The organism is Rhizobium sp. 05N49, assembly GCF_056396805.1.
The window spans coordinates 1-15441 of record NZ_JBFTME010000016.1 but is presented as its reverse complement, the minus strand read 5'-3'; the positions used below and the strand labels follow the sequence as shown (position 1 = coordinate 15441).

The window sequence follows — 15441 nt, the reverse complement described above, 5'->3', positions numbered from 1 at the left end:
GACGTGCCCGTCAATTAGTTACGTAAATTAGCCATAACGCAACTTCGCGTCGCAGCGGCGCGCTTCGTTGCGATTTATTAAGTTCACTAGCACAGTGTAGCTACATCAATTGCTTGAGTGGGGGAGACACAATGGCAGCGCGTATGTTTTCCAGGGGCGTAACATCGCTCATTGCATTTTCGGCACTGGCTTCGCCGTCCTTCGCGGGCGGCCTGGAGCGCGGTGGCTACAATATCGATCAGCTGTTCGATACGTCACCCTTCTCGTTCCAGTCTGGCATCACCTATGTTACCCCCCAACGTAAGCTGAAGAATGTTCGCGACACAGATACTTCTGCGTCTCCAGGCGGCGGCAATCTGAACAACCGTCCGAGCACCGCTGACGATACCGCGAATTACGCCATCCCTTATTTTGGGTTCAAGGGCGGCTTCGGCGACGTGGTCGACTGCCTCGTCGATTATTCCGAGCCGTTTGGCGGGCACACCAATCCCGGTCTGAATTGGGCTGGTGCCAACAACAATATCGAGACGGAGATCAAAACCCGCAATTATGGCGGTACTTGCTCCTATCGTTTCGATGTCGGTCCGGGACAGCTTCGTATCATCGGCGGTGCCTTCTACCAGGAAGTCGAGGGCTTCAAGGAACGGCTGGTTTCGACGGTTCCGCTTCTGGTCGGTACGGGTGACGGCGTCGGTCGTCTCGATCTCGAAGACAATGGCTGGGGCTGGCGCGCTGGTCTTGCCTACGAGATTCCGGAATATGCGATGCGAGCGAGCCTCGTTTATAATAGCCGCGTAAAGTACGACAACCTCACCGGCACGGTGGACCTTACCCAGGTTACTGCACCCGTTGGACAGCTGAGCGCTGCTCCCTATGGAAGGATAACGCCCGTTTTCGGTTCCGCCGAAGCGCCGGATTCGCTGGAACTGAAGTTGCAGAGCGGCATTGCTCCGGATTGGCTCGCTTTCGGTTCGGTCAAGTGGACGAACTGGAGTGTTCTGCAGTCCGTGCCTTTTTGCCCGACATCGACGAAGGGCCTGGTCGCTTGCACTTCGGGCGGCGGGACGGAACTCACGTCGCTCGATCTTCTCTATCGTGACGGCTGGACGATTACCGGCGGTGTCGGCCACAAGTTCAACGATCAGTGGGCGGGCGCAGTCAGCCTGACATGGGACCGCGGCACCAGCCAAGGCTACGGGGCACAGACCGATAGCTGGACGCTGGGTGTCGGCGCAGCCTTCACGCCAACCGAGCATATCGAGTGGCGCGTCGCCGGTGCCGTTGGCCTCCTGACGAGCGGTTCGTCAGGCGTGGTCACCCAGAACGGCGTCACCTTTGGAGATGATGTCTCCTATTCCTTTGGCAACGACCTTGTTGCCGCATTGTCGACCAGCCTAAAGGTCAAGTTTTAATTCCCTGATTTGAAGAATTGAAGAGCCCGGCAATGCCGGGTTTTTCTTTGTTTGCCGCCATTAATCATCCCATCTTCTCGTCTCGTTTTGTGACGATTCAGCAACACTTTTTTACGATGGTTCGCGTATGGTGTCGGCAGGGCGAATTTGTCCATTTCCCGCCACAAAGAGGGCGCAGCGCTATTAGCGGGCGAGGAGATGACAAGCGTAGGGTGTGCGTAAGCAGTAGCATGGGTCGAATTTTTTCCGGCAACGCCAGACATCGCGACAGCAGGGGCGAGAAGCCAGCGGCAACGGCCGCTTTGCTTTTCGTCAAAGGCATTTCCGGCCAGAAATCCGCCCTTTCGGTAGTGTTGCAGATTTGCTCGCTTCGTTCATTTTCAGTCCCCCGGCATGACGCTTCGTCCTTCAGGCACGGTAGCGATACCGGTTTGGTCACATTTGCTCTTTACGAAGACGATAAAGGCGGACGGGCGGAAACCTGGACCGCAAAGGGAGTACCTGAGGCATCATATGCGGGCCGTGCCGGGAGCCGGGTGGTTCGCAAGGATGTGCTGGTTTTGAAAGAGGGGCATGGGGCTGGAAGCGACGCGGGTAAAGGGGCCTTGGAGCCCGCCGCGGGATCGCTCGCCTGGAAGGAATGCATCCACGCGGGCAGAACGGCAAAAAAAGCCGCCGCCAGGCGTCTGTGATGAACGAAAGAAACCGGTAAAGATGGTAACGTCCGAGTTCAGATTGTTCAAATTCATGCTGCTCAGCATGTCGATGGCCGTTTCCCTGGCTTTGGCCTGTCCGGTCCTGGCATTCGACATCAAAACGGGCGTCACGAAAGAATCGGGACCCTTCGATCTCTTCAAATTCGGTTTTAAGGCATACAAGAACGGTCAGAAGGAAGAGGCGGTAGAAGCCTATAAATACGCCGCCGAAAAAGGCCACACCGGTTCGCGCTGGGCACTCGCCAACATGTATGCTGACGGCGACGGCGTGGCGCAGGATGATTTCGAAGCCTTCAAGATCTACAGCGAGATTGCGCAGCAGGGCGTGGAGCCCGGCTCGGAGGATACCGGCTTCTTCATCAATGCGCTGCTGTCGCTCGCCAACTATTACAAGCACGGCATTGCCGGCAGCCCGGTGAAGATCGATCTCAACCAGGCACGCCAGCTCTATTTCCAGGTCGCCTCCACCTTCGGTGTTCCCGAGGCGCAGTTCCAGCTTGCGCAGATGATGCTTGCAGGCGAGGGCGGCAGCGCCAATATCAATCAGGCCAAGAAATGGCTCAATCAGGCCCGCAAGAGCGGCCATCCCGGCGCCATGGCAGTGTTCGGCAATATCCTCTTCGATGAAGGCCAGTCCGCCCGCGGTCTCGCACTGATGACTGCGGCTCTCGATCGCTGCAAGCCGAAGGATTGCAGCTGGATGCAGTCGCTCCAGGAAGATGCCTTCTCGGTTGCCAGCGAAGCGGATCGGCGCACGGCAGTCTCCCTGTCGCACTCGATTGCGACAGGCTCGGACGACTGAGTTGTTCGAGCAATTCCAGCAAAAGTGCGTAGCGGTTTTGCGTTCCGGAATCGCGTAAAATGGAAATGCCTTAGATCTCAGGCAGCGAAATCGAAGTAAGCCACCACGGGCACGTGGTCGGACGGCTTCTCCCAGGCGCGCACATGCTTTTTGATCGCCGCTGACACCATGCAGTCGGCAGCTTCCGGTGACAGCATGAGATGGTCGATGCGAATGCCGTTGTTCTTGGGCCAGGCGCCGGCCTGGTAATCCCAGAAGGAGTAGAGCGTCGTCGCGTCGGTTGCCGAACGTACGGCATCGACGAGACCGAGATTTTCCAGCCGGCGGAAGGCTTGGCGCGTCTGCGGCAGGAAGAGTGCGTCGCTTTCCCAGACCTTCGGGTCGAAGCAATCGTGCGGTTCGGGAATGACGTTGTAATCACCGGCCAGAATGAAAATTTCCTCATACTCCAGACGCTCGGCCGCGAACTTCTGCAGGCGTTCCATCCAGGCGAGTTTATAGGGATATTTTTCGGTTTCCGGCGGATTGCCATTGGGCAGGTACAGGCAGCAGACGCGTGCCACCTTGTTGCCGGGAAGCGAGAAGACCGCTTCGAGGAATCGTGCTTGCTCATCGAGCGGATCGCCCGGCAGGCCGCGATTGACTTCGGAAGGCGTGCTCTTGGATAGAATGGCAACGCCGTTGAAGCCCTTCTGCCCATGCGTTTCCACATGGTAGCCGAGCGCTTCGATTTCGAGCCGCGGGAAGCCTTCGTCGATTGTTTTGATTTCCTGCAGGCAGACGATGTCTGGACTGGAATCCTTCAGCCATTGCGTCAGGTTGTCGATACGCGCCTTGACGCCGTTGATGTTCCAGGTCGCTATCTTCATGGCTTTATCCTGCTAACTTGCTTCGGCTCTTTTATCGCGCTCCCACGTTGGCGGACAAGACAGGAAACCGGCCGGAAGAAAATCTTCGGCCGGTTATTCGTGGAAAGTCGGTTTTGGATCAGATTGCGAAGCTGGTGCCGCAGCCGCAGCTTGCCACCGCGTTAGGGTTCTTGATCTGGAAGGACTGGCCGAGCAGGTTGTCGACGAAATCGATCTCGGAGCCGGCCATGTAGACCAGCGAGAGACTGTCGATCAATACCTTGGCATCATTCTTCTCGACGACGATGTCGTCATCAGCCGCGCCGTCCACGAGATCGAATTTGTAGGAAAAGCCGGAACAGCCGCCCCCTTCGACGGAGACGCGCAACGCGCTCTTGCCGGGATCGCTGCCGACGATAGCGGCAATACGCTTTGCCGCGGCATCGGAAAGGGTTACATTCGCTTCAGTCATTTTTCCTCCTGCCGGGGTCAAGATCCGGAGAGAATCTAATTTGGACGTTTGATATTCAAACGCATGATATCAAAGAAACTTATCATGATCCTTCCATAAAGGACAGGATCTGGCGAAGCGGTCGACAAAGCGCCTCTTTGCCGTTTCTGTAAGCTATAGGTATGAAGAGCGGAAAGCGGCGTCAATGGGCAAGGTCGCAACGCGTTAGTGACGGTGAAGAATGAGCTTCGACAGGCATGCATTGGGTTTCGGTTATGGCGAACGGGCGGTCTATGCGGCAGATCCATGGAATTCGCGCGGGCGCCTCTATCCGGAGAGCGGCAGCCCGACACGGTCCGATTTCCAGCGTGACCGCGATCGCATCGTCCATACGACGGCCTTCCGCCGCCTGAAGCACAAGACGCAGGTCTTCATCGCCCAGGATGGCGATCACTACCGAACACGCCTCACGCATACGATCGAGGTGGCTCAGATCGCCCGGGCGCTTGCCCGCGCTCTCAAGGTCGACGAGGATCTCGCAGAGGGCGTGGCGCTCGTCCATGACTTCGGACACACGCCCTTTGGTCATACCGGAGAAGATGCGCTGCACGAGGAATTGCTGCCCTATGGCGGCTTCGATCACAATGCCCAGTCTTTGCGCATCGTGACGAAACTCGAGCGACGCTATGCCGATTTCGACGGCATCAACCTGACATGGGAAAGCCTGGAGGGTCTCGTCAAGCACAACGGTCCGCTGCTGACGGCCGATGGTGTCGGCACGCGAGGGCCGGTGCCGCAGCCGATACTCGACTATTGCGAACTGCACGACCTGGAATTGGCGACCTACGCGAGCCTTGAAGCCCAGGTGGCAGCGATCGCCGACGATATTGCCTACAATACGCATGATATCGATGACGGGCTCCGCTCGGGCTATCTCAATTTCGAGATGCTGGAGGAAATCCCGTTCCTTGCCGGGCTGATGGCCGAGGTGAGGGAGCGCTACCCACATCTGGAGCCGAGCCGCTTCACGCATGAAATCATGCGCCGTCAGATCACGCGCATGGTGGAGGATGTTATCGGCGTAGCGCAGAAGCGCCTGACAGAGCTAAACCCGCTAAGCGCCGACGACATCCGCAATGCGGATCACGTCATGGCAACTTTTTCAGATAAGATGGCCGAGACCGACAGGCAGATCAAGGCGATGCTCTTCAAGCGCATCTACCGGAACGCCGATATCATGCGCATCCGTGCCGGTGCCGCTCAGATCGTCAAGGATCTCTTCGGTGCCTATATGGCCAATCCCAAGGAGATGCAGAGCCATTATTGGGTCGACCATATCGCCGGTCTTTCCGACGCGCCGAAAGCCCGCCATGTCGGGGACTATCTGGCCGGCATGACGGATACCTATGCCATCAGTGCCCACAGGCGATTGTTTGACCACACTCCGGATTTGCGATAGGCAGCGGGCGCCCGGCAGCCGCCGGCAAACCTGTTGGCACAGCCTGTGCATGGAAGAGTGCGATGAACCTTTTTACCGATTTTGAAGCCAGGATTAAAAACGCTCTTGAACAGCTCGATCTGGTCAAGGAAAAGCGATCCGAGCTCGATTTCGGTCGCATTGCCGTGGAGCCGCCGCGTGATGCGACCCACGGCGATGTCGCGACCAATGCCGCCATGGTGCTCGCCAAGCCGCTCGGCACCAATCCGCGTGCGCTTGCCGAAATCATCATCGCCAAGCTGCAGGAAGACACCGACGTCGCCGAGGTTTCGGTCGCCGGTCCGGGCTTCATCAATATCAGGCTGTCCGTCGGCTACTGGCAGCGCCTGCTTGCCTCGATGATCCAGTCGGGCACAGGCTACGGCCGCTCCGGACTGGGGCAGGGCAAGAAGGTCAACGTCGAATATGTCTCGGCCAACCCGACCGGCCCGATGCATGTCGGCCATTGCCGTGGCGCCGTCGTCGGTGATGCGCTCGCAAATCTGCTTGCCTTTGCCGGCTATGACGTCGTCAAGGAATATTACATCAACGACGCCGGCTCGCAGATCGATGTGCTGGCTCGGTCTGTTTTCCTGCGCTACCGCGAGGCGCTTGGCGAGAAGATCGGCGAGATCCCGTCCGGCCTTTATCCCGGTGACTATCTGGTCCCGGTCGGAGAATCGCTCGCCGCCGAATACGGCGTGCGCTTGCACAACATGCCGGAAGAGCAATGGATGCCGATCGTCAAGGATCGCGCCATCGAGATGATGATGGTGATGATCCGCGAGGATCTGGCAGCACTCAACGTCCATCATGACATCTTCTTCTCGGAGCGCACGCTGCATGCCAATGGCGCGGCAGCAATCCGCACCGCCATCAACGACCTGACCTTCAAGGGCTATGTCTACAAGGGCACGCTGCCGCCGCCGAAGGGCCAGCTTCCCGAAGATTGGGAAGACCGCGAGCAGACGCTTTTCCGCTCGACCGAAGTCGGCGACGATATCGATCGTGCTCTGATCAAGTCGGACGGCTCCTATACCTATTTCGCTGCCGACGTCGCCTACTTCAAGAACAAGTTCGACCGCGGCTTCGATGAGATGATCTATGTGCTCGGCGCCGACCATGGCGGCTACGTCAAGCGCCTCGAGGCGGTTGCGCGTGGCGTCTCCGACGGTAAGGCGAAGCTGACGGTGCTGCTCTGCCAGCTCGTCAAGCTCTACCGCGATGGTGAGCCGGTTAAGATGTCGAAGCGTTCGGGCGATTTTGTCACATTGCGCGATGTCGTTGAAGAAGTCGGACGTGATTCGGTTCGCTTCATGATGCTTTACCGCAAGAATTCGGAGCCGTTGGACTTCGATTTTGCCAAAGTAACGGAGCAATCCAAAGATAATCCGGTTTTTTACGTGCAGTATGCGCATGCCCGCTGCATGTCCGTCTTCCGGCAGGCGAGGGAAGCCTTCCCTGATCTCGCCCCGACACCCGAGCTTTTGGCGCAATCCGTTGCAGGCATTACGGATTCCACCGAATTGCAGCTGATTGCCAAGGCTGCAGAATTCCCGCGTATCGTCGAAAGTGCAGCCCAGTCTCAGGAGCCGCATCGCATCGCTTTTTACCTCTATGATCTTGCCAGCGCCTTCCACGCCCACTGGAACAAAGGTAAAGATCAGACGGAATTACGATTTGTTAACGATAAGAACCGAGAATCAAGTATTGCCAGACTTGGGCTGGTGTACGCCGTCGCGTCGGTTTTGAAGTCGGGACTTGCCATTACAGGCACTGCCGCACCGGACGAAATGCGATAACGTCACCATTTCCCCACAATGCGCTGGCATTTGAGTGTTTGCGTTTTTGAGTGGGATGGGCATGGCTGATAAACGACTTGCGTATGACACGCGTGGTAAAGACGATATGTTTGCCGACGACGATCCGTTGGCAGAACTCGCTCGTATTGTTGGCTTTGAACCTCGTGTCGCGGCCAATACCGTAAGCGAACCCACACGGCAGGAGCCGGCTCTCAATCTCGAGGACGAGCTTCTCCGTGAGTTCGAGCGCTATGATGCGCCACGTCCTTTGGCCGATCTCGATCATCCGACGGAGCCGATCGCTCAGGCAGCTGAGACTTACGATTATGTCGAGCCGGTCCAGGAAGATGTGCCTTCGATTGGCGAAGAGCTCGCCCCCTCGGTTATGTCCGGTTTCGAGACGCCTGCCGTTGAGCCTGAATTTCCAGAGAGCGTTGCTGTGGCCCCCGAAGTGGAGGCGCCTGAGCCGGTTGCCGCCGAATGGGAAGCGCCCGTCGCCACCGACTGGGCTCCCACGCCTTCGAAGCCTGTCGCCGTTCCCCCAGAGCCGCCGGTCACCTTTACGGCCTATGGTGGCGCCCGCGATCTGATCGAAGAACTCGAGCTTTCGATCGGTAACGCTCTTCCTGCGGCTCCGGTCGTTCAACCGCCGGCCAAGGCGCCGCAATGGTCGGCCGCCAGCATCCGTCTGCCGCTCGCCAATTTTCACGCCCCACGTCGCGAAGAGCCGGTTCTTTCCGAGCCGGCCGTCGAGGCGCCAGTCGTCGATTCATCTGTTCTTGAGCCGGCTCACGCTCCCGTCGAAGCCTTCACTGCCGAGCCGGAATTTGTTGCTGAGCCGGAAGTGCTTGTCGAAGCCGAAGTGGTTGCGCCTCAAGTGGCTGACGAGCCTCTGCCGGTCGCCATGGTTGAAGCGGCAGATTTCGAGCCGGTTGCTGCCTCCTTCGGTTTCCCGGCCGAGATTGACCGCCACGAAGAAGTTGCCCTTCCTGAAGAGCCTGTCGCAAGGTTCGAAGAGGCTGCTGCCTTCGAAGAGCCGGCCGAGCCTGACAATGCCGGTTTTGACCTGATCGCCGCTACGGCCGAAGGCGATGTTCATCCCGACGCGGCGCTGACGGAAGCGCTGCCGGAAAGTTTCGATTCGGATGCCTTCGATCTCGACGATCTCCTGGCGGATGTCTCCCGTTATCCGGTGCCGCAGCGCGCTGCTGGCTCCGTCGCATCAGAGCCTGTTGCCGCGGCACCTGAACCCGTTACCGAGCTGTCGCCGGTCCCGGCTCCTGCCGCGCCTGTTTTCCAGGCTCCCACGTTTGACGCTCCTGTCTTCGAAGCACCTGTCTTCCAAGCCCCCGTCTTTGAAGCGCCCGTTGCTCGTGCACCTGCGCAACCGACAGTGATCGCGCCCGTGCCGATGAGCCGTGCGACGCCTGTTCTTCGTCAGCCCGAAGCACCGAAACCGGTCGTTCGGGAGCCGGTGGAGCCGATTTCGACGCCTATCGCACCCGCGCCGGTCGTTGCACGCCAGCCGGAACTGGACGCCGAAGATCCTTTTGACGGCCATGATTTCGAACTGGATCTTGCCGGCATAGAGCTTGAGCTCGCCGATCTTGATTTCTCCGAGCCACAGGCTCCGCAGCCGAAGCCCGAGCCGGTACGTGCAGTTCCGGTGGTCGCGGCACAGCCTGCGCCGCGTCCTCAGCCGCAACCCGCACCGGTTTTCGTGCCTGAGCCGCAGCCAGCTCCGGTGAGCTACAGCAGGCCGGTGCCCGCAAGCGAACCCACCGACGATCTGCCTTTCGATCCCTCGATGATCTCCGACCCGGAGGATCGTCCCGAGACGGTCGAGGACATGCATGTTCCGACGCTGCCGCCGGTCGAGCATCCGGAACCGGTTGCCAAAACCGCCGACTTCGATTTCGATCTCGATGCCGAGATTGCAAGCTTCTTCGAGCCCGCCAAGCGGCAGGAGAAGCCGCAGGCTGCGCCCGCCTGGGCGCCTCCGGCCGCTGCCGCGACGGCAGCCGCTGCAGCCAAGCCGGCAAGCACTGTGTTCGCCGACGGTCTTGATGACTTCGAACGCGCGCTGGAAGAGGATTTCCGCCGCAGCGTGCGTGAGCCCGTCGAGCGCCGCGAGAGCGTTTCCGAAGTCCATATCCAATCCGCAAGCCAGGCGGCGGATTTCAATCGCGCCCGCTCCATGCGCCGCCTTCTGGCCGCAGCGGCCATGCTGGTCGTTTTTGCTGGCGGCGCTTACGGCATCTACAGCTGGGTGTCCAATGGCTCTGGCCTTAGCATCGTCAGCTCCGGCGAGCCGCGGGTCATCGCTGCTGACAAGGAGCCTGTGAAGGTCGTTCCGGAAAATCCGGGCGGCAAGACCGTGCCGAATCAGGACAAGGCGGTCTATGACCGTGTTGCAGGTGCTGCCGAAGAGCCGAAACAGAAGGCTCTGGTCTCCTCCGACGAACAGCCAGTCGATGTCGTCCAGCGCACGCTGACGCCTGAAGTTTCGCCCGATGACGACGAGGGTACGGGCGATTCGGTCCTGCCGACTGCCGTCGGCGAGACGCAGGATCCGCGCCTGCTGCCGGACCACAACGCGTCTGCGGATGCCTCCTCTGCCGATGACAATGGGACGCCATCCGTTTCGCCACGCAAGGTCCGCACGATGATCGTCAAGCCGGACGGCACGCTCGTTGCCCGCGAAGAGCCGGCACCTGCCGAGCAATCCGCGTCGGCAAAGGAAGTCGCATCGGCAACGCCTGCAGCCCAGCCGGCCGCGACGCCGTCTGCTGCAAGCTTCCCGGCCAGCGCCGGCAATCAGAACGGCAATCAGGTTGCATCCGCCGCCATTCCGCCTGTCGGAGCAGCGCCAGCAGCCCAGCCGGCCCAGACCACCGCCAAGATGGCTGAGGTGAACGCCGCAAACGCAAATCAGGTCGACCCGCCGGTTCGTGCAGTCAAGACCACACCGATCACCGATGCAGCCTCCGCTGCGACGACCGATACGGCGCCTGTCCCGACGGCACGCCCGGCCGAACAGCCGGTCAATGTGGTCGGCACGGTAACCGAAAACGGCAATGTCCGCCCGACGGCCCAGCAGAAACCGACGCAGGTCGCTTCTGCACCGGCAGCGTCCGCTGCCCAGCCGGCACAGCAGGCTCCGGCCGCTGCAAGCGGCGGCTACGGCATCCAGATCGCATCGCTGCCGTCAGAAGATGAGGCAAAGAAGTCCTATGCCAGCCTGTCGAAGAAGTTCGCAGGCGTGCTTGGTGGCCGCGCTTACGAAATCCGCAAGGCGGATATCGCCGGCAAGGGCACGTTCTACCGCGTCCGCATCCCGGCCGGTTCGAAGGACGAGGCAGCTGCTCTTTGCGAGCAGTATCGCTCAGCCGGCGGAAGCTGCCTGATCTCCAAGTAGGCTTTCCGGCTTCCTCTATCGCAACGGCGGGCTTGTCCCGCCGTTCTTTTTTGTGGGATCGCGCTTGACCTCGCTCGCAATTCGCCGGGCGACCCTTATGATTCGGGTATGACCGAATCAAAAGCAATGATCCTTGGCTGCAGCGGCCTCAAGCTGACCGACGAAGAGAAGGCCTTCTATAGGGCAGAGCGCCCGTGGGGCTTCATCCTTTTCGGACGAAACATTTCCGAAGCCCGGCAGATCAGCGATCTCGTTGCCGAGCTGCGCGATTGCGTCGGCTGGCATGCGCCCGTGCTCATTGATCAGGAAGGCGGTCGCGTCCAGCGCATCCGCCCGCCGATCCTGCAGCACTATCCGCCGGGGCAGGCGCTTGGCGATCTCTATCGCCGCGACCGTGCGCTTGGTCTGCGCGCCGCCTGGCTTATGTCGCGTCTGCATGCTTTTGATCTCCAGAAATTCGGGATCAATGTCGATTGCCTGCCGGTGCTCGACGTGCCCGTCGAAGGCAGCAGCAATGTTATCGGCAACAGGGCCTATGGCGGCGATCCTGTTACCGTTACGGAGATGGGCCGGGCTGCTTCCGAGGGGCTGAAAGCCGGTGGTTTGCTGCCGGTCATGAAGCACATGCCAGGCCACGGGCGCGGCTTTGCAGATTCGCATCTGGAACTGCCGGTCGTCACCGTATCGCGCGAAGAACTGCAAGTTCACGACTTCCCGCCCTTCATCGCCATGAAGGATGAGTTGATGGCCATGACCTGCCATCTCGTTTTCACGGCGATCGATCCGGACAATCCGGCAACCACATCCCGCAAGGTGATCGACGAGGTCATCCGAACCGAGATCGGCTTCAAGGGACTGCTCCTGTCGGACGATAGCTCGATGAACGCGCTTTCCGGCACGATCGGCGAGCGCGCGGCGAATATCATTGCGGGCGGTTGCGATATCGTGCTGCATTGCAACGGCCATATGGACGAGATGCTTCAGGTCGTGGCAAATGTTCCGCCGCTGGCAGGTCTTGCGCGCGAGCGGGCACGGCTGGTCGAGGATGGCTTCCCGACCGCCGATGCTGCAGACGAGACGACGATAAGGGCGGAATTCGACGCCATGTTTGCGACGGCTTGAGAAGAGGCGGGAAAGGCAGGGTAGGGTGAACACGATCAAGGGCACGGAGCGGTCCCAGGCGGCGTCAACGCCGATGGACAAGCTGTGGCAGGAGAACGGTTCGGAACGCGCCACCCACGAGCCGGCATTGGTGATCGATGTCGCCGGCTTCGAAGGCCCGCTCGACCTCTTGCTCTATCTTGCCCGCAACCAGAAGGTCGACCTGTCGCGCATTTCGGTTCTGGCCCTTGCCGAGCAATATCTTCAGTTCGTCGAAAGCGCGCGGCGGATCCGCATCGAGCTTGCCGCCGATTATCTCGTCATGGCCGCCTGGCTTGCCTATCTGAAATCGCGATTGCTGATCCCGCAGCAGGTCAAGGACGATGGTCCCTCTGGTGAGGAAATGGCCGCAACGCTTGCTTTTCGCCTGAAGCGGCTGGAGGCGATGCGCCAGGTGGCCGACGGCCTCGTCAATCGCAACCGGCTCGGCCGAGACATTTTCGCCCGCGGCGCGCCCGAACATATCCCGCATCGCCAGCAATCGGCCTATGAGGCCAATCTCTACGATCTCCTGAGCGCTTACGCAGCGCTGCGACAGCGCCATGCGATCACGCAGGTGACGATCGAGCGGCGCAACGTCTGGTCACTCACCGACGCCCGCGAACTGCTGACCCAGATGATCGGCGATATCGTCGACTGGACGGCGCTAGAGCAATATCTGCTGCGGTACCTCGCAAGCCCCGCCGAGCGCGTCACGGCCGTTGCCAGCGCCTTTGCCGCCTCGCTGGAACTGGTGCGCGAGGGCAAGCTGGAGATCCGCCAGGATGGCGCCTTCCAGCCGCTCTATATGCGCCGCGGCCCGAAACATGCCACCCTTCAGGTGGTCGAACAGGAGCAGTCGGATTGATCGGCGCGCAGGACGATGACTTTGAAGGTGAAGATGGGGAGGGCGAAGACGCTTCCCGCAATCTGCAGGCCGAGATCGAAGCGGAGCGTATAGCCGAAGCGCTGGTCTTCGCCTCCGCCCAGCCGGTATCCGAAGGCTTTATCACCGAGCGTCTGCCGAAGGGCTTCAATGCGCGCGAGATCATGCTGCGCCTGAAGGACCACTATGCGCCGCGTGGCGTCAATCTCGTGCAGGTCGATGATGCCTGGGCCTTCCGCACCGCCGCCGATCTATCCTTTTTCATCCGTCGCGATGAGAATGAGGTCCGCAAACTCTCCCGCGCAGCCCTCGAGGTGCTGGCGATCATTGCCTATCACCAGCCGGTGACGCGTGCCGAGATCGAAGATATCAGAGGTGTGCAAACCTCGCGCGGCACGCTCGATGTGCTGATGGAGGCGGGCTGGGTACGGTTCCGCGGCCGCCGTCGCACGCCGGGCCGGCCGGTGACGCTCGGCACGACGCGTGATTTCCTCGATCATTTCGGCCTTGAGGAATTGCGCGACTTGCCGGGACTTGAGGAACTGAAGGGCGCCGGCCTGCTGTCCGGCCGAATCCCGGCCAATTTCAACATTCCGTCGCCCCTCATGAACGACGAACTGGCCGAGGATGAGGATCCAATTACACAACTGGACCTTGAAGAGCTTGGACTGCTCGCCCCGGGTGGCGCCTCCGAGGAATGATGACGGGTGGTCTTGCTTTTGCCACGGCCGCGCAAAACAATGTCAATCACGATTTTTCGATGGACGAATGGCTTGTCACAAAGGCCGATACCGTGACATTAAGCTCAATCCAGAAGGATTGATGTTGGAAACCGGATCGGAAATTCTTACATCGAGGGAACATCGAAACAGGGAGTATGCGTAATGGGTTCTTTTAGCATGTGGCACTGGCTTATCGTTCTGGCCATTGTGCTTTTGTTGTTCGGTCGCGGCAAGATCCCGGAACTGATGGGCGACGTTGCCAAGGGCATCAAGAGCTTCAAGAAGGGCATGACGGACGAAGACGCGCCGGAAGCAGCAAAGACCGTCGATCACAAGGCCGACGAAACGAAGTAATCACGTACGGGAAAGGGCGCTGCCCCCGCGCCGCCCGTTCAGGAGCCTTGCATGTTCGATATTGGCTGGACCGAACTCTTGGTTATCGCGGTCGTTCTGATCGTGGTTGTCGGTCCCAAGGATCTGCCGCCGATGCTGCGCGCTTTCGGCAAGATGACAGCACGTGCCCGCAAGGTCGCGGGTGAGTTTCGTGCCCAGTTTGACGAAGCACTGCGCGAAGCCGAGCTTGACGATGTGCGTAACACGATCAGCGACGCCCAGAAGCTCAACCCGGTCAACAGCCTGCGCGAGGCGATGAACCCGCTGCGCCAGATGGGTAACGAGATCAAGGCCGACCTGCAGAATTCGACGAAGGTCGACAATCCGGCAGAACAGCGCCCGCTGGAGCAGGGTACCGGGGCTGCGACGGAAGCGCCGCCTGCGGAAGTTTCCGCGCCGGCGCCGTCAATGAGCCTGCCGGAAACGCCGCCGGTCGTTCCTGCGCCGCAGCCGGCCGCTGCCGCCACCGTTGCTCCGGTCGCCGTGGCTGAAAAGCCGAAGGCCGTCCGCAAGCCGCGTGTGAAGGCTGCAGACAAGGCTGACGCGGTTGCGTTGGTCGCCGCACCGGTCGAGAAGTCGAAGCGTGCTGCCGCGACAAGGAAGCCGGCCGCCGTCGCAAAGCCTGCCGCCAAAAATAAGAAGGATGAGGCATGAGCGGTGATATACAAGACAAGCCGCAGCCGTTGATCGAGCACCTGATGGAGCTGCGCACGCGGCTGATCTGGTCGATCGCTGCGTTCTTCATCGCCTTCATCGTGTGCTTCATCTTCGCCAAGCACATCTTCAATTACCTCGTCTATCCCTACAAGCTCGCTGTCAGCTGGGCTCATCTCGATGTCGAGAAAGCGCAACTGATCTATACGGCGCCGCAGGAGTTCTTCTTCACCCAGGTCAAGGTCGCGATGTTCGGCGGTCTGGTGATCGCCTTCCCGATCATCGCTGCACAGATCTACAAGTTCGTCGCTCCCGGCCTCTACAAGAACGAACGCCAGGCCTTTTTGCCGTTCCTGATCGCATCGCCGATCCTGTTCCTGATGGGCGGGGCGCTGGTCTATTTCTTCTTCACGCCGATGGTCATGTGGTTCTTCCTGTCGATGCAGCAGGCGCCTGGTCATGACGAGGTGGCAATTTCGCTGCTCCCGAAGGTCTCGGAATATCTGAGCCTGATCATGACGCTGGTCTTCTCCTTCGGCCTCGTCTTTCAGCTACCGGTGATCACGACGCTTCTGGCCCGTGTCGGCCTTCTGACGTCGCAATGGCTCTCCGAAAAGCGCAAGTTCGCGATCGTGCTTGCCTTCGTGGTCGCCGCGGTGCTCACACCGCCCGATCCCATGTCCCAGATCGGTCTTGCGCTACCGACGATCCTTCTCTACG

14 protein-coding genes are annotated in these 15441 nt (G+C 60.1%); 12 read left to right on the top strand and 2 right to left on the bottom strand.

The window, feature by feature from the left end:
• Positions 1-131: 131 nt before the first annotated feature.
• From AC1DF8_RS26230 to exoR, 3 genes are read left to right on the top strand one after another with little or no spacing between them, the layout of a single operon-like run.
• Complete coding sequence (locus AC1DF8_RS26230; RefSeq protein WP_112545785.1) at positions 132-1412, top strand: OmpP1/FadL family transporter; 1281 nt, start codon at positions 132-134, stop codon at positions 1410-1412.
• A gap of 32 nt (positions 1413-1444) precedes the next feature.
• Positions 1445-2104 carry a hypothetical protein gene (locus AC1DF8_RS26225; RefSeq protein WP_478155598.1) on the top strand — a complete coding sequence of 220 codons (660 nt, stop codon included), beginning with the start codon at positions 1445-1447 and terminating at the stop codon, positions 2102-2104.
• Positions 2105-2126: 22 nt separating this feature from the next.
• Positions 2127-2930 (top strand): exopolysaccharide production regulator ExoR, encoded by an 804-nt coding sequence (gene exoR, locus AC1DF8_RS26220; RefSeq protein WP_112545783.1) that lies wholly within the window; start codon positions 2127-2129, stop codon positions 2928-2930.
• A gap of 77 nt (positions 2931-3007) precedes the next feature.
• Here exoR and xth read toward each other — a convergent pair whose 3' ends face one another.
• A complete protein-coding gene (gene xth, locus AC1DF8_RS26215) occupies positions 3008-3799 on the bottom strand; it encodes an exodeoxyribonuclease III (protein ID WP_478155597.1) in 792 nt (263 codons plus the stop codon).
• Positions 3800-3917: 118 nt separating this feature from the next.
• A complete protein-coding gene (gene erpA / locus AC1DF8_RS26210) occupies positions 3918-4250 on the bottom strand; it encodes an iron-sulfur cluster insertion protein ErpA (RefSeq protein ID WP_112968516.1) in 333 nt (110 codons plus the stop codon).
• Between the two features lie 220 nt (positions 4251-4470).
• Between erpA and AC1DF8_RS26205 the strand changes: the two genes are divergently transcribed.
• The 9 genes from AC1DF8_RS26205 to tatC all read left to right on the top strand — a co-directional run.
• Positions 4471-5688, top strand: coding sequence for a deoxyguanosinetriphosphate triphosphohydrolase (locus tag AC1DF8_RS26205; protein ID WP_478155596.1), 1218 nt, complete (start codon positions 4471-4473; stop codon positions 5686-5688).
• 62 nt (positions 5689-5750) lie between these two features.
• Positions 5751-7508: an arginine--tRNA ligase gene (argS, locus tag AC1DF8_RS26200; RefSeq protein ID WP_112968514.1), complete on the top strand. Its 1758-nt coding sequence runs from the start codon at positions 5751-5753 to the stop codon at positions 7506-7508.
• Between the two features lie 61 nt (positions 7509-7569).
• The gene (locus AC1DF8_RS26195; RefSeq protein ID WP_478155595.1) at positions 7570-10926 is read left to right on the top strand and encodes an SPOR domain-containing protein; all 3357 of its coding nucleotides are present in this window, start codon (positions 7570-7572) and stop codon (positions 10924-10926) included.
• A 108-nt stretch (positions 10927-11034) separates the two neighbouring features.
• Positions 11035-12048, top strand: coding sequence for a beta-N-acetylhexosaminidase (gene nagZ / locus AC1DF8_RS26190; protein ID WP_478155594.1), 1014 nt, complete (start codon positions 11035-11037; stop codon positions 12046-12048).
• 25 nt (positions 12049-12073) lie between these two features.
• Positions 12074-12934, top strand: a complete 861-nt coding sequence (locus AC1DF8_RS26185) for a segregation and condensation protein A (protein ID WP_183887861.1) — start codon at positions 12074-12076, stop codon at positions 12932-12934.
• On the top strand, positions 12931-13653 hold the full coding sequence (scpB, locus tag AC1DF8_RS26180) for an SMC-Scp complex subunit ScpB (protein ID WP_112545776.1): 723 nt from the start codon (positions 12931-12933) through the stop codon (positions 13651-13653). Before AC1DF8_RS26185 ends, scpB begins: the two co-directional genes overlap by 4 nt.
• 183 nt (positions 13654-13836) lie before the next feature.
• Entirely contained in the window at positions 13837-14028 is a 192-nt protein-coding gene (locus AC1DF8_RS26175; RefSeq protein ID WP_007813596.1) for a twin-arginine translocase TatA/TatE family subunit, read from the top strand.
• A 51-nt stretch (positions 14029-14079) separates the two neighbouring features.
• A complete protein-coding gene (tatB, locus tag AC1DF8_RS26170; RefSeq protein ID WP_478155593.1) occupies positions 14080-14721 on the top strand; it encodes a Sec-independent protein translocase protein TatB in 642 nt (213 codons plus the stop codon).
• On the top strand, positions 14718-15441 hold a 724-nt coding region (gene tatC / locus AC1DF8_RS26165; protein ID WP_478155592.1), incomplete at its 3' end, for a twin-arginine translocase subunit TatC. The genes tatB and tatC, both read left to right, overlap by 4 nt.

Bases quoted from the DNA above. Each gene is read 5' to 3' on its own strand.
- AC1DF8_RS26195 (WP_478155595.1), top strand. From the start codon at position 7,570: ATGGCTGATAAACGACTTGCGTATGACACGCGTGGTAAAGACGATATG.
- exoR (WP_112545783.1), top strand. From the start codon at position 2,127: ATGGTAACGTCCGAGTTCAGATTGTTCAAATTCATGCTGCTCAGCATG.
- AC1DF8_RS26230 (WP_112545785.1), top strand. From the start codon at position 132: ATGGCAGCGCGTATGTTTTCCAGGGGCGTAACATCGCTCATTGCATTT.
- AC1DF8_RS26175 (WP_007813596.1), top strand. From the start codon at position 13,837: ATGGGTTCTTTTAGCATGTGGCACTGGCTTATCGTTCTGGCCATTGTG.
- argS (WP_112968514.1), top strand. From the start codon at position 5,751: ATGAACCTTTTTACCGATTTTGAAGCCAGGATTAAAAACGCTCTTGAA.
- AC1DF8_RS26205 (WP_478155596.1), top strand. From the start codon at position 4,471: ATGAGCTTCGACAGGCATGCATTGGGTTTCGGTTATGGCGAACGGGCG.
- erpA (WP_112968516.1), bottom strand. From the start codon at position 4,250: ATGACTGAAGCGAATGTAACCCTTTCCGATGCCGCGGCAAAGCGTATT.
- xth (WP_478155597.1), bottom strand. From the start codon at position 3,799: ATGAAGATAGCGACCTGGAACATCAACGGCGTCAAGGCGCGTATCGAC.
- tatB (WP_478155593.1), top strand. From the start codon at position 14,080: ATGTTCGATATTGGCTGGACCGAACTCTTGGTTATCGCGGTCGTTCTG.
- nagZ (WP_478155594.1), top strand. From the start codon at position 11,035: ATGACCGAATCAAAAGCAATGATCCTTGGCTGCAGCGGCCTCAAGCTG.
- AC1DF8_RS26225 (WP_478155598.1), top strand. From the start codon at position 1,445: ATGCCGGGTTTTTCTTTGTTTGCCGCCATTAATCATCCCATCTTCTCG.